The organism is Bacillus sp. TCT6, from assembly GCF_056033845.1.
Genome location: NZ_JBVYHX010000001.1, coordinates 4,111,283 through 4,125,599, shown reverse-complemented (window position 1 = coordinate 4,125,599; position 14,317 = coordinate 4,111,283). Strand labels below are relative to the sequence as shown.

Annotated in this window: 11 protein-coding genes and 1 other annotated feature; all 11 genes read left to right on the top strand. The window is 37.6% G+C overall.

What is annotated here, in order from left to right; genetic code table 11:
- The first annotated feature begins 286 nt into the window (after positions 1-286).
- The 11 genes from hemA to AC0ONG_RS20995 all read left to right on the top strand — a co-directional run bounded on the left by hemA (position 287) and on the right by AC0ONG_RS20995 (position 14,282).
- The gene (gene hemA, locus AC0ONG_RS21045; protein ID WP_000547868.1) at positions 287-1,621 is read left to right on the top strand and encodes a glutamyl-tRNA reductase; all 1,335 of its coding nucleotides are present in this window, start codon (positions 287-289) and stop codon (positions 1,619-1,621) included.
- A gap of 17 nt (positions 1,622-1,638) precedes the next feature.
- Positions 1,639-2,472, top strand: a complete 834-nt coding sequence (locus AC0ONG_RS21040; protein WP_000009002.1) for a cytochrome c biogenesis protein — start codon at positions 1,639-1,641, stop codon at positions 2,470-2,472.
- Positions 2,473-2,487: 15 nt separating this feature from the next.
- Positions 2,488-3,417: a hydroxymethylbilane synthase gene (gene hemC / locus AC0ONG_RS21035; RefSeq protein WP_001226403.1), complete on the top strand. Its 930-nt coding sequence runs from the start codon at positions 2,488-2,490 to the stop codon at positions 3,415-3,417.
- 2 nt (positions 3,418-3,419) lie between these two features.
- A complete protein-coding gene (gene hemD, locus AC0ONG_RS21030; protein ID WP_000992324.1) occupies positions 3,420-4,172 on the top strand; it encodes a uroporphyrinogen-III synthase in 753 nt (250 codons plus the stop codon).
- Between the two features lie 20 nt (positions 4,173-4,192).
- Complete coding sequence (hemB, locus tag AC0ONG_RS21025) at positions 4,193-5,182, top strand: porphobilinogen synthase (protein ID WP_001087080.1); 990 nt, start codon at positions 4,193-4,195, stop codon at positions 5,180-5,182.
- A complete protein-coding gene (gene hemL / locus AC0ONG_RS21020; protein ID WP_000712938.1) occupies positions 5,182-6,468 on the top strand; it encodes a glutamate-1-semialdehyde 2,1-aminomutase in 1,287 nt (428 codons plus the stop codon). Before hemB ends, hemL begins: the two co-directional genes overlap by 1 nt.
- A 110-nt stretch (positions 6,469-6,578) precedes the next feature.
- A complete protein-coding gene (gene spoVID, locus AC0ONG_RS21015; RefSeq protein ID WP_000718528.1) occupies positions 6,579-7,550 on the top strand; it encodes a stage VI sporulation protein D in 972 nt (323 codons plus the stop codon).
- A 66-nt stretch (positions 7,551-7,616) separates the two neighbouring features.
- Positions 7,617-8,642, top strand: a complete 1,026-nt coding sequence (gene ysxE / locus AC0ONG_RS21010) for a spore coat protein YsxE (protein WP_000350652.1) — start codon at positions 7,617-7,619, stop codon at positions 8,640-8,642.
- Between the two features lie 214 nt (positions 8,643-8,856).
- Positions 8,857-9,088, top strand: a binding site (T-box leader).
- A 38-nt stretch (positions 9,089-9,126) separates the two neighbouring features.
- Complete coding sequence (locus AC0ONG_RS21005; RefSeq protein WP_017763623.1) at positions 9,127-11,772, top strand: valine--tRNA ligase; 2,646 nt, start codon at positions 9,127-9,129, stop codon at positions 11,770-11,772.
- A gap of 93 nt (positions 11,773-11,865) precedes the next feature.
- Positions 11,866-13,167: a bifunctional folylpolyglutamate synthase/dihydrofolate synthase gene (locus AC0ONG_RS21000; protein ID WP_017763622.1), complete on the top strand. Its 1,302-nt coding sequence runs from the start codon at positions 11,866-11,868 to the stop codon at positions 13,165-13,167.
- A 164-nt stretch (positions 13,168-13,331) separates the two neighbouring features.
- On the top strand, positions 13,332-14,282 hold the full coding sequence (locus AC0ONG_RS20995) for a hypothetical protein (RefSeq protein WP_000360993.1): 951 nt from the start codon (positions 13,332-13,334) through the stop codon (positions 14,280-14,282).
- Positions 14,283-14,317 lie beyond the last annotated feature (35 nt).

Genomic DNA, 14,317 nt, shown 5'->3' with positions numbered 1-14,317 from the left:
TTCCTTCATGATGAAAGAAGATAGGAAAGATGATGTTATAATTTATATGGAATAGTTTCCATCACTTGATTATGAGGACTTTTTTTGGTAACGTACAAATAGAGTTATTAATTTATAATCATTATAAAGTAGAAGATTTTTTTATTAGTTTACTGAATCTCCTTTATTACATACGGAGAATAATTAAAAAATAATCGGTTGTTCACACGATTGTCAGATTCATAAGAGGAAAGTTGTATTATGATAGTAGATAAAGTGATAAAACGGGTGAAGGGGGACATGCTGCGTGCATATTCTTGTTGTTAGTGTAAATTATCGAACAGCCCCTGTAGAATTTCGTGAGAAACTCACATTTCAGGCAGCAGAGCTAGAGCGAGCGATGACTACATTACAAAATCAAAAGAGCGTGTTAGAGAATGTCATTGTATCAACTTGTAATCGCACTGAGATTTATGCTGTTGTCGATCAATTACACACGGGACGGTATTATATTAAGAAGTTTTTAGCTGATTGGTTTCAGCTTGAAATAGAAGAAGTCGCGCCATATTTAACTATTTTTGAACAAGATGGTGCAATAGATCATTTATTCCGCGTAACGTGCGGTTTAGATTCGATGGTAGTCGGAGAAACACAGATTTTAGGTCAAATAAAAGATAGCTTTTTAGAAGCGCAACAAGTTAAAGCAACAGGCACAATTTTTAATGAATTGTTTAAGCAAGTCATTACATTAGCAAAACGTGCCCACTCAGAAACAACAATCGGGGAAAGTGCAATGTCTGTTAGTTATGCTGCTGTTGAGCTTGGAAAGAAAATATTTGGCGAGTTAACAGATTGTCATGTGCTTATTCTTGGTGCTGGTAAAATGGGCGAACTTGCACTGCAAAACTTATATGGAAGTGGTGCTCGTAAAGTAACAGTTATGAATAGGACACTTTCGAAAGCAGAAGTAATGGCTGAGAAATATATGGGACATGCAAAATCGTTAAGCGAATTGCAATGTGCATTATTAGAAGCAGATATTTTAATTAGTTCAACTGGTGCATCTGAGTATGTCATTACGAAAGAGATGATGACAAAGGTGGAGAAAATGCGCTCTGGTCGCCCTTTATTTATGGTTGATATTGCAGTACCACGTGATATTGATCCAGCGATTGATGAGTTAGAAGGTTCTTTTTTATATGACATTGATGATCTGCAAGGAGTAGTGGAAGCAAATCGTGCTGAGCGTTTGAAAGAAGCGGAGAAAATTCAATTTATGATTGAAGAGGAAATTGTTCTATTTAAAACGTGGTTAAGTACACTTGGTGTTGTTCCATTAATATCAGCTCTTCGTGATAAGGCACTTGCAATCCAAAGTGAAACGATGGTAAGCCTAGAGCGAAAAATACCAAACCTTAGTGATCGTGAGAAAAAAGTCATTAGTAAGCATACGAAAAGTATTATTAATCAATTATTAAAAGACCCAATTTTAGTAGCGAAAGAAATAGCTGCTGAAGAGGGAGCGAGCGAAAAATTAGCGTTATTTGCGAAGATTTTCGATTTAGAAACGGAAGAAGTAGAGAGTCGTGCGGAAGAAGTAGAACATAAAAGAGTGTGGACACCATCCGTTCCATCTTTATAATTTGGAAGGATGATCGGATGAGTTTTTTAAATAACAGTATTATTTATCATATTGCAATTATTTTATATGCTTGTAGCATTAGTTTATATTTTATAGATTATTTCCAAAGTAACCGAAAGGCGAACCGATTTGCTTTTTGGTTACTTTCGATTGTATGGGTATTGCAGTCTATTTTTATGTTGCTTAGGGCGACAGATTCAGAAACGAACCCCATTTTAACTTTATTATCAGGGATTTATTTTTATGTTTGGTTATTGATTACGATGTCGTTAGTCATAAATCGATTTATGCGCGTTGACTTTTTAGTCTTCTTTACAAATGTTGTTGCATTTGGCGTAAGCGCTTTTTCTATTTTTACACCGCTCGGAAAGATGTCGCCAGTACTTGCAGAGCAATTAGTTTCAGAACTTGTATACGTGCATGTTGGAATGGCGATTATTTCTTATGCAACGTTTACGGTATCATTTATTTTTTCTATTATGTATTTACTGCAATATCGCCTATTAAAAAAGAAAAAGTGGAATGCGAGATTAAGAAGGTTAGGGAATTTACCGAAGCTTGAATCTACGTCTTACGGATTAAATTTATTTTCTGTTCCATTTTTCTTACTAGCAATTTTATTAGGATGTATATGGGGATATACAAAATTAGATAATTTTCATTGGTATGATACGAAAGTAATTGGTTCGTTTGTCGTTCTATTTGTATACTGTGCGGGCTTGTATTTAAGAGCGGCAGATGTATTGCAAGGGAAGAAAATTGTACTGTGGAATGTAGGGGCCTTTCTCGTAATGCTAGTTAACATTTTTTTATTAAGTAGTTTATCTAATTTCCACTTTTGGTATTTATAATGAGGAGAGAGAATTATGCGCAAAATTATTGTAGGGTCACGAAAGAGTAAGCTAGCATTAACACAAACAAACTGGTTTATTGATCAGTTAAAAGCACTTGGTTTACCATATGAATTTGAAGTGAAAGAAATTGTCACCAAAGGTGATGTGATTTTAGATGTTACTCTTTCAAAAGTAGGCGGAAAAGGTTTGTTCGTTAAAGAAATTGAGCATGCGTTACTTACGAAAGAAATCGATATGGCTGTACATAGTATGAAAGATATGCCAGCCGTACTTCCAGAAGGGTTAATGATTGGCTGTACACCAAAGCGTGTTGACCCTCGTGATGCTTTTATCTCAAAAAATGGAGCATCGTTTAAAGAGTTAGCGGAAGGTGCTATTTTAGGTACGAGTAGTTTAAGACGTAGTGCACAGCTACTCGCTGCGAGACCAGATTTACAAGTGAAGTGGATTCGCGGAAATATCGATACACGTTTACGTAAATTAAAAGAAGAGGATTACGATGCGATTATTTTAGCGACAGCTGGATTACAAAGAATGGGCTGGGATGATGAAGTTATTACAGAACATTTAGATGAAACGTTATGTGTACCTGCTGTAGGACAAGGTGCATTAGCGATTGAATGTCGTGAGGATGATAAGGATTTATTGCAGTTGTTAGCGCATATGAATGATGCGATAACAGAAAGAACAGTGGCAGCGGAGCGAGTATTTCTTCATAAACTTGAAGGTGGATGTCAAGTTCCAATCGCTGGATATGCAACCCTTAAAGAAAACGATACAATCGAATTAACAGCTCTTGTTGGCTCTATGGATGGCTCTGTTTTATTAAAAGAGACAGTAGTAGGTACTAATCCTGAGGAAGTAGGATTAGAAGCCGCGGGCCGTTTAATTAAACAAGGCGCCAAAGAACTCATTCTTGCTGCAAATAAGGAGCAACAATAAATATGAACGCTCTCGCTGGAAAAACGGTATTGATTACACGTGCCCAGCATCAAGCGAAACAAATGAGTGTAGCAGTGAAAGAAAAGAGCGGAATTCCATTGGAAATTCCGCTTTTGCATATGGAAGGTATGTCTCATAGGCAAATTCAACATATTGAAGGGCAGCTACATTCGTATGACTGGGTTATTTTTACGAGCAGAAATGGTGTAGCTTTTTTTCTAGATAGTTTGAACAAGAAACTACCGCTAACCATTAAAATCGCTGCGGTAGGTGTGAAAACAAAATTAGAGTTAGAAAAAAGGGGCTATCAAGTTCATTTTGTTCCAACTTCATTTGTTGCAGAAGCATTTGCAGAAGAGTTTCTAAAAGAATTAAGTGGAAACGAACGTATTTTATTTCCGAAAGGGAATATAGCAAGAGAGGTAATTCCGGTTGCACTTCGGGAAATTGGTGTTTCTCTAGATGAGCTAATCGTATACGGTACGAAAGTGAATATAGAAAAAAAGCAAGAGCTTATAGCGGCATTGAAGTTAGGGAAAGTAGACATTATTACATTTACGAGCCCTTCAACTGTTACTAGTTTTGTTCGTTTACTTGAGGGTGCAAACTGGAGAGAATGGACAAAAAAATGTACAATTGCTTGTATAGGACCTATTACGGAAAAAGAGGCAAGTCGTTATTTTCCGTCTGTTATTGTGCCGAAAGAGTACACTGTAGAAGCATTACTACAATGTGTTTGTGAATCTATAAAATGAAAGAATGGGGATAGAAATCTATGAACTCTTTACAATTTAATCGTCATCGTCGTTTAAGACAAAGCGGTAGTATGCGTGCACTTGTGCGTGAAACGTTTTTACATACGGAAGATTTTATTTACCCTATTTTTGTATTAGAAGGTGAAAATGTTCGTAATGAAGTTCCTTCTATGCCAGGCGTATATCAAATGTCTTTAGATTTATTGCAAGCTGAAATGCAAGAAGTTGTTGATTTAGGTATTCGTTCTGTTATTGTATTTGGTTTACCTGCTGAAAAAGACGAAGTTGGATCATCAGCATATTGTGATCATGGAATTGTACAACGTGCTATTCAACAAATTAAAGGCGATTTCCCTGAGCTAGTAGTAGTTGCAGATACATGTTTATGTCAATTTACAAGTCATGGTCATTGCGGTGTAATTGAAGATGGTATTATTTTAAATGACGAGTCTCTTGCAGTTCTTGCGAAAACAGCTGTAAGTCAAGCGAAGGCAGGAGCGGACATTATTGCGCCATCAAACATGATGGACGGCTTCGTAACAGCAATTCGCCATGCATTAGATGAAAATGGTTTTGGACACGTGCCAGTTATGTCGTACGCTGTGAAATATTCATCAGCGTTTTATGGGCCATTCCGTGATGCTGCGCACGGTGCGCCGCAATTTGGTGACCGTAAAACATATCAAATGGACCCAGCGAACCGTATGGAAGCATTCCGTGAAGCAGAATCAGATGTAATGGAAGGGGCTGATTTCTTAATTGTAAAGCCAGCTCTTTCTTACTTAGATATCATTCGTGATGTGAAAAATAACTTTAATTTACCAATCGTTGCTTACAACGTAAGTGGTGAATATTCAATGATTAAAGCGGCAGCGCAAAATGGTTGGATTAATGAAAAAGAAGTTGTGCTTGAAAAATTAATTAGCATGAAACGTGCAGGAGCAGACTTAATTATTACGTATCATGCGAAAGATGCAGCAAAATGGTTGCAAGAAGGAGGCGTTAAATAATGAAAAAGTTTGATAAGTCAATTGCAGCGTTTGAAGAGGCGCAAGATTTAATGCCTGGTGGCGTAAATAGCCCAGTTCGTGCCTTTAAGTCTGTTGGGATGAATCCGTTGTTTATGGAGCGTGGTAAAGGCTCTAAAGTATATGATATTGATGGAAATGAATACATCGACTACGTATTATCATGGGGGCCTTTAATTCATGGGCATGCAAATGATCGTGTTGTTGAAGCGTTAAAATCTGTTGCTGAAAGAGGTACAAGCTTCGGTGCACCGACAGAAATCGAAAATAAATTAGCGAAACTTGTTATTGAGCGTGTACCATCGATTGAAATTGTCCGCATGGTTAACTCTGGAACAGAAGCGACAATGAGTGCACTACGTTTAGCTCGTGGTTATACAGGCCGTAATAAAATCTTGAAATTCATCGGTTGTTACCACGGTCATGGTGATTCGTTATTAATTAAAGCTGGTTCTGGTGTGGCGACTCTAGGTTTACCAGATAGCCCTGGCGTACCAGAAGGTGTAGCGAAAAATACGATTACAGTAGCTTATAATGATTTAGAAAGTGTGAAATACGCTTTTGAACAATTCGGTGATGATATTGCTTGTGTAATTGTAGAACCAGTGGCAGGGAATATGGGTGTTGTTCCTCCGCAACCAGGATTTTTAGAGGGACTTCGTGAAGTAACAGAACAAAACGGTGCACTGCTTATTTTTGATGAAGTAATGACAGGATTCCGTGTTGCTTATAACTGTGGACAAGGTTACTACGGTGTAACACCTGATTTAACTTGTTTAGGTAAAGTAATCGGTGGTGGCTTACCAGTAGGAGCGTACGGTGGTAAAGCAGAAATTATGCGCCAAATTGCGCCAAGCGGACCGATTTATCAAGCTGGTACTTTATCAGGTAACCCACTTGCAATGGCAGCAGGTTATGAAACGTTAGTACAGTTAACGCCAGAATCGTATGTAGAATTTGAGCGTAAAGCTGAAATGTTAGAAGCTGGATTACGTAAAGCAGCTGAAAAACATGGCATTCCACATCATATTAATCGTGCAGGTTCTATGATTGGTATTTTCTTTACAGATGAGCCCGTTATTAATTACGATGCAGCAAAATCTTCAAACTTAGAGTTCTTTGCGGCTTACTATCGTGAAATGGTAGAACAAGGTGTATTCTTGCCACCATCTCAATTCGAAGGTTTATTCTTATCGACAGCACATAGTGACGCAGATATTGAGGCGACAATTGCAGCGGCTGAAATTGCAATGTCAAAATTAAAATAATGTATTAGAGAAAAATCGCTCTCCATAAGGGGAGCGATTTTTTTTATTCATAAAGTAAGCTTTCCCTACATAAATCTGTAATGACATATAGTTTGGGAGGGGGAAAAGAAGTGGCTGCAGATCATTCGTTACGATTTTCATTAAAAGAATCTGTTTGGTTCCAAAAGGGACAGGAAGTCGATGAACTTTTGTCAATTTCGTTAGATCCAGACGTTGAGATAGAAGAGCTTGATCATGAAGTAATCGTGAGAGGGCAATTAGATTTAACGGGAGAGTATGTTGCAAGGCAAGATGATTCGGCGTATTCACTAAGAGAACTATCGCCAGCAAAGTCAATTGATTATGTAGAAACAAGGGAAGATGGGGTTAATGAACTTGTTCATTCCTTTCCGCTTGAAATATCAATTCCGAGAAATCGCGTGAAAGTAATTGAAGAACTATATGTATCAATTGAGGAATTTGATTATGAATTAAAGGAAAATGGTTGCTTACAATTATTAGCGGATATATCTATTACTGGTTTATGTGATGAAGAGAGAAGCGAGGATGAAGAAGAAACGGTGTATGCTGATTTAGAAGAAGATTCAGCGCAAGAGGATGAGAATAGACCGGCGCCCCATGTAGAAGAACCAACATACAAGGAATCAGATGAGTGGGAAGATTACGCATTTGAACCGTTCCAATTAGAGGAAAGAAAAGAGCAGGAATTAGAAGAAGAGAAAATAGAAGAACATGAATTTGTGGAACGTGAAGAGGAGCAAGAAACAACGCCGCAATTTGAATTGTTCGGACGAAAAGATTTCAAGAAAGAAAAAGCGAAAAAGCAGGAAGAACAAGAAGAAGAGTACTCACAGCGAGATGAAAATGCGCTTTATTTAACAAAACTATTTACGAAAGAACCGGAAGAGGAATTTACAAAGTTAAGAATGTATTTCGTACAAGAAGGGGATACAATTGAATCTATTGCAGACCGTTATGAAACATCGGTACAAAATTTGTACCGTGTCAATCAAACAGAAGATATATTTTTAAATACGGGGCAAATTATTTATATTCCCGTTTCAAGAGTAAAGGCGAAATAAAGAAGTGAGTGTTTTCACTCACTTCTTTTCTTAGAAGTTATGTTTTGAATAGAAAGGGTTATTCGTATGGATATTGAATTGCGAAATCACTATGAACCTATCGTGAGGCAATATAGATTGGATACGCAGCATATGGAAGAGCACGGAAATGTAATGAAAATTTATACGAATCAAGGTCCATATGCACTTAAGAAAATAGAAGGCAGAAAGTTAGAGCGGAATAACTTTCTGCATCATATTCAATATTTGAAGGAGAAAGGTTTTTCAAATTATGTACCTATATACCATGCGACGGATGGAAATTATATTTTAAGTGACGGGACGTATAATTATTATTTAATGCCTTGGTTAGAACGTGCAGAAGGAAATGGTGAGGACAATGATCAATACCATAAAATGTTTCAGACACTCGGAACGTTGCATCAAAAAACTGTGAAGGAAGAAACGTATACGGAAGAAGATTTAGAAAAACATTATACAACTATATCCAATCGCTGGGAAAATGATGGTGAGATGTTAGAAGAGTTTCTCGTAGAATCTGAATCAAAATGGTATATGTCCCCGCTTGAATTGCAATATTGTACGTACTATCATCATGTAATGAGAGCGCGTGAATTTGCAACGAAGCAATTAAATGAGTGGAACGATGCGATGAAAGAAAAAGATAAAACGCGTATTACTTTTGTACATGGTAACGTGTCACTTAATCATTTTTTATTTGACTATGAGCGGAATGGCTATTTTATTAGTTTGGAAAAATCGAAGTTTGCAACGCCTGTGCAAGATATAGTAGGTTTTTATTCACGGTCTTTAAACACATATCCGATCGCAAGAAGTGATCGGTTTGAATGGTTTCAAATGTATCAAAAAAATTTTCCGTTTACGAAAGAAGAGCAACTTCTCATGTTTGCTTATATGACGTACCCATCACAATTTATTCGACAAATCGGTTCGTATAGAAAAAGAAAAGATAATCGCAACGAGGAAAATGAATTGCTGGAAGTAAAGAGTTTGCAACAATCGCATTGGCTCGTTAGCAATATAGAATATTTCCTATCACAATTACAAGCTGCCCAGCAAGGGAACGGGTAAAGTAAAACTTTAATCAGCGGGGCTCCCGCCTAACTTCTTTGCTTCAGCTGAATTTTGATGTAGGGATCTTACTGCCCGCAAATAGCGAGATAAAGAAGATAAGTAGAGAATGCTACTTATCTTTTTTGTGCGCCTGAAAATTCATAGACTTAAATTTATCTTGACGAATAAGGTTTCGTTTTTTACACTATTGTATATAATAATTAACAATCATATAAATGCCTTGAAGGGGAAGAGTATAACAAGAAACGTCTTCAGAGAGGAGAATCATTAGCTGGGAGATTCTCTAGATAGTTATGTTAGAAGGTAGCCCTGGAGCATCTTTTCTGAACGGAATAGTTCTCATTAGGAAAAGACGGATTTGTCCGTTATCAAATTAAGAGTATAAGCAAATTATGAATTTGTTTGTAAATAAAGGTGGTACCGCGATGTCCCTCGTCCTTTTTTGGATGAGGGACATTTTTTATTTTAAGGAGGGAAAATAATGTCAAACACGGAAAAGAATTTACCAACTAAATATGATCATATGTCCGTTGAAGAAGGCCTTTATCAGTGGTGGCTAGAAGGCAAATATTTTGAAGCAACAGGAGACGAGAAGAAACAACCGTATACAATTGTAATTCCACCTCCGAACGTAACTGGTAAGTTACACTTAGGTCATGCTTGGGATACAACTCTTCAAGATATTTTAACTCGTACGAAGCGTATGCAAGGATATGATGTATTATGGCTTCCAGGAATGGACCATGCTGGTATTGCAACACAAGCGAAAGTAGAAGGAAAACTTCGTGAAGAAGGTATTTCACGTTACGATCTTGGCCGTGAGAAATTCCTTCAAAAAGCTTGGGAATGGAAAGAAGAATACGCTTCTCACATTCGTCAACAATGGGGGAAAGTTGGTTTAGGACTAGACTATTCTCGCGAACGTTTCACATTAGACGAAGGTTTATCTGATGCGGTTAATAAAGTATTCGTTCAATTATACGAAAAAGGCTTAATTTACCGTGGTGAATATATTATCAACTGGGATCCAGCAACACGCACAGCTCTTTCTGATATTGAAGTAATTCATAAAGAAGTTCAAGGTGCATTCTACCATATGAACTATCCGTTAACAGACGGTTCAGGTCACATTCGTCTTGCTACAACTCGTCCAGAAACGATGCTTGGTGATACAGCAGTAGCAGTTCATCCAGAAGACGATCGTTACAAACATTTAATCGGAAAAACAGTTACACTTCCAATTGTAGGCCGTGAGATTCCGATTATTGCTGATGAGTACGTAGAAAAAGACTTCGGAACAGGTGTTGTAAAAATTACACCAGCTCATGACCCGAATGATTTTGAAGTAGGTAACCGTCATGACTTACCACGCATCTTAGTAATGAATGAAGATGGATCGATGAACGAAAAAGCTGGTAAGTATAACGGTATGGATCGTTTCGAATGCCGTAAAGCATTAGTGAAAGACTTACAAGAGGCTGGCGTATTAGTAGAAATCGAGCCTCATATGCATTCAGTAGGTCATAGTGAGCGTAGCGGTGCAGTAGTTGAGCCTTACTTATCAACACAATGGTTCGTAAAAATGGCTCCACTTGCAGAAAAAGCAGTAGCACTTCAACAAAAAGAAGAAGAAAAAGTAACGTTCGTACCAGAGCGTTTTGAAAACACATACTTACGCTGGATGGAAAACATTCATGACTGGTGTATTTCTCGTCAATTATGGTGGGGACACCGTATTCCAGCTTGGTATCATAAAGAAACTGGTGAGGTATACGTAGGTACAGAAGCACCAGCAGATATTGAAAACTGGAATCAAGATAATGACGTACTGGATACATGGTTCAGTTCAGCGCTATGGCCGTTCTCAACACTTGGTTGGCCGGATGAAGATTCAGCAGACTTTAAGCGCTACTATTCAACAGATGCATTAGTAACTGGTTATGACATCATCTTCTTCTGGGTATCTCGTATGATTTTCCAAGGTTTAGAGTTTACAGGCGAGCGTCCATTTAAAGATGTATTAATTCACGGTTTAGTTCGTGATGAGCAAGGTCGTAAGATGAGTAAATCTCTTGGTAACGGTATTGACCCAATGGATGTTATCGAGAAGTACGGTGCAGATGCAATGCGCTATTTCTTATCAACAGGAAGTGCACCAGGTCAAGATTTACGCTTCAGCATGGAGAAAGTAGAATCTACTTGGAACTTCATTAATAAAATTTGGAATGCATCACGCTTCGTATTAATGAACATGGATGATATGAAGTATGAAGAAATCGATTTAACTGGTGAAAAATCAGTTGCAGATAAGTGGATCTTAACTCGCTTAAACGAAACAATCGAAAGTGTAACACGTAACATGGATAAATATGAGTTCGGTGAAGCTGGACGTTCATTATACAACTTCATTTGGGACGATTTCTGTGACTGGTACATTGAAATGGCGAAGCTTCCACTATACGGTGAAGATGAAGCAGCTAAGAAAACAACTCGTTCTATTTTAGCTTACGTATTAGACCAAACAATGCGTCTATTACATCCATTCATGCCATTCGTAACAGAAAAAATTTGGCAACATTTACCACATGAAGGCGAATCTATTACAGTAGCTGCGTGGCCAACAGTTCGCGAGGATTTACAAGATACGGAAGCTGCGGCAGAAATGCACCTTCTAGTTGATATCATTCGCTCTGTTCGTAACATCCGTGCAGAAGTAAATACGCCAATGAGCAAAAAAGTTCAAATGCAAATTAAAGCAAAAGATGAGGCTGTACTTGCTCAACTTACGAAAAACAGCTCTTACATTGAGCGTTTCTGTAATCCAAGCGAATTAACAATTCAAACGGATTTACAAGCGCCAGAAAAAGCAATGACTGCAATCGTATCAGGTGCAGAGTTATTCTTACCATTAGCTGATCTTATCAATCTTGATGAAGAGAGAGCTCGTCTTGAGAAAGAACTTGAGAAGTTCGATAAAGAAGTAGAACGTGTACAGAAGAAACTTTCTAACCAAGGTTTCGTAGCGAAAGCTCCTGCGGCAGTTATTGAAGGAGAGCGTGCGAAAGAGCAAGATTACCTAGAAAAACGCGAAGCAGTTCGTCAACGTCTAGTAGATCTTGAAAAGTAAAAATGTTTTTAGAGACTCACTATATTGGTGAGTCTCTTTTCTTTGCGTATAATAGAACTATGAAAGTTGTCTTTTGAAAGGGGAAAAGCATACGTGATACATACATACGAAGAAGCGATAGGGTGGATTCATAGCCGATTGAAATTTGGAATTAAGCCAGGATTAGAAAGAATGAGATGGATGCTAGAAGAACTCGGAAATCCAGAGCGTCATATAAAATGTGTTCATCTTGCTGGTACAAATGGAAAAGGTTCAACGTTAACATATATGCGCTACATGTTAGAAGGCGCGAAATATAAGGTAGGAACGTTCACCTCTCCTTATATCGAAACATTTAATGAACGCATTAGTGTGAATGGGACACCAATTGCAGATGAAGAGATTACTGAACTTGTAAAGATGGTAAAACAAGTCGTGGAAAAACTAGATGAGACGGATTTAGGGGAAGCGACGGAGTTTGAAATTATTACTGTTATGGCAATTTGTTATTTCGGTAAAGTCAATTTCTGTGATGTTGTTTTATTTGAAACAGGGCTTGGTGGACGTTTTGATTCTACTAATGTTATACACCCTGTTCTCACGATTATTACGAATATCGGTCACGATCATATGCATATTTTAGGGAATACACTAGGAGAAATTGCATATGAAAAGGCGGGGATTATTAAATCTGGTGTGCCGGTAATTACTGGTGTGCAGGACGAAGAAGCTTTGGAAGTCATTCAAAATGTTGCAAAGGAAAACCATGCAAACCTATACGAACTTGACAAGCATTTTACAGCGTTACATAAGCAGTCTAAAGAAGATGGGGAACAGTTTGATTTTACTTGTCCTTTTGCCGCATTTGAAGATTTGCAAATCTCAATGAAAGGCATTCATCAAGTAGGAAATGCAGCGCTAGCACTTATGGCAGTCATGTATGTAAAAACATATCTATCATTTTTAATTGAGGAAGAGGAAATAAGAACGGGATTACGGGAAGCGTATTGGATTGGGCGCTTTGAAAAGCTGCAAAGTAACCCGGATATTATTATAGATGGTGCCCATAATCCAGAAGGTATTGAAAGCCTTGTGAAAACAGTAGAAGCGCATTACAAAGATAAAAATGTAATAGTTTTATTTACTGCCCTTGGTGATAAACAATTGCATAACATGGTAGGCCAATTAGAAACCATTGCAGATGAAATTATTTTTACAACATTCGCCTTTGATCGTGCTATCTCTGCTGATAAACTTGCATCATATTCACAAAAAGAATCAAAATTAGTTTTTGAAAATTGGAAAGAGGCAATTGATACAAAAGTTGAAATGATAGGAGAAAATGATGTTTTCATCATAACAGGTTCTCTTTATTTCATTTCTGAAGTTCGAAAATATATTCGCGAGAAAAACTAGATAGTCTTTGCTATCTAGTTTTTTGTTCTACAAATGAAGTCAAAAGCATACATATAAGATAAATATATAGGGTTATTTGGCGAATTTCTCTGACAAATATCTCGTTTTTTTGTGAAAGGAATATGATATGATGCGGACAACGATAAGAGGTGAGGTGTGAGTGTATGGACAAGCAATCACGAACGATCTCAGTGAAAGTGAATGGAACAGAAGCGAAGTATGAGGAAAAGAAGAAAGATGAATTTGAATGGATGGTAGTAGAAGGTGAACGACCGAGAAATGTTGTTCCGTTTCAAAAAGCGAAATCGATGTCTGTGGAAAAATACCGAAAGAAGTGGAGTAATACATTAATTGCAATCGTTGCAACCGCAATTATTATCGGTACGGCGTTTGGAATGGGGATGCTTCATTTACTCACCGGACAAGGAACGACAGGAGGAAGTGAAGTAACAGCTTCCAAGCCGACTGGGAATGGAGAATCAAAGGTGGGTGGAACGGCAGGACAAACATCAGAACCAAAAGAAGAAAAACAAAAAGCACAGGCAGGAGCGTCATTGGATCCGATGAAATTATTTTTTGTTCAAGGGGGGCTTTATTCTTCTGAAGAAAAGGGACGAGCAGCTCTTGAAGAATGGAAAGGCAATGGGGGCATTGGAGCTTTGAGACCGAGCGGGGATAAGTATGCAATAGTTGTTGGTATTGCTAGCGATGAACAGGCTATAAATCAATTAATGACTCAGTATAAAAATGATGGTGTCTCCGTTTTAAAAAAGAACTGGGATATAACAGATAAAGCGTTGCTGAAAGATGATAAAGAAGTAGGAACATTTTTAACAAAAGTGCAGCCATTATACACTCATTTAGCAAAATATGCTTCTAGTGTACAAGTTGGTGGAAAAAGCAGCGCAAAAGATATAGAAGCGATTGAAAAAGAATGGAAAGCGATTGAAAAAGAGGGGAAAAGTATGAAGCAAGAAGAAGCAAAGAAACTGTATATGTATACGTCGGTAGCTGTACAAACAGTAAAAGATGGGAAAATGGATAAGGAATCTTTGGTGAAATTAAATCAAGTTATTATTGATGGCCTACTTTCGTATGAAAAAATTGTTTCGTAGAAAGTGAAATGATAGGATAATAAAATGAGTAAGAA

Bases quoted from the DNA above. Each gene is read 5' to 3' on its own strand.
- hemL (WP_000712938.1), top strand. From the start codon at position 5,182: ATGAAAAAGTTTGATAAGTCAATTGCAGCGTTTGAAGAGGCGCAAGAT.
- AC0ONG_RS20995 (WP_000360993.1), top strand. From the start codon at position 13,332: ATGGACAAGCAATCACGAACGATCTCAGTGAAAGTGAATGGAACAGAA.
- hemB (WP_001087080.1), top strand. From the start codon at position 4,193: ATGAACTCTTTACAATTTAATCGTCATCGTCGTTTAAGACAAAGCGGT.
- ysxE (WP_000350652.1), top strand. From the start codon at position 7,617: ATGGATATTGAATTGCGAAATCACTATGAACCTATCGTGAGGCAATAT.
- hemC (WP_001226403.1), top strand. From the start codon at position 2,488: ATGCGCAAAATTATTGTAGGGTCACGAAAGAGTAAGCTAGCATTAACA.
- AC0ONG_RS21005 (WP_017763623.1), top strand. From the start codon at position 9,127: ATGTCAAACACGGAAAAGAATTTACCAACTAAATATGATCATATGTCC.
- hemD (WP_000992324.1), top strand. From the start codon at position 3,420: ATGAACGCTCTCGCTGGAAAAACGGTATTGATTACACGTGCCCAGCAT.
- AC0ONG_RS21040 (WP_000009002.1), top strand. From the start codon at position 1,639: ATGAGTTTTTTAAATAACAGTATTATTTATCATATTGCAATTATTTTA.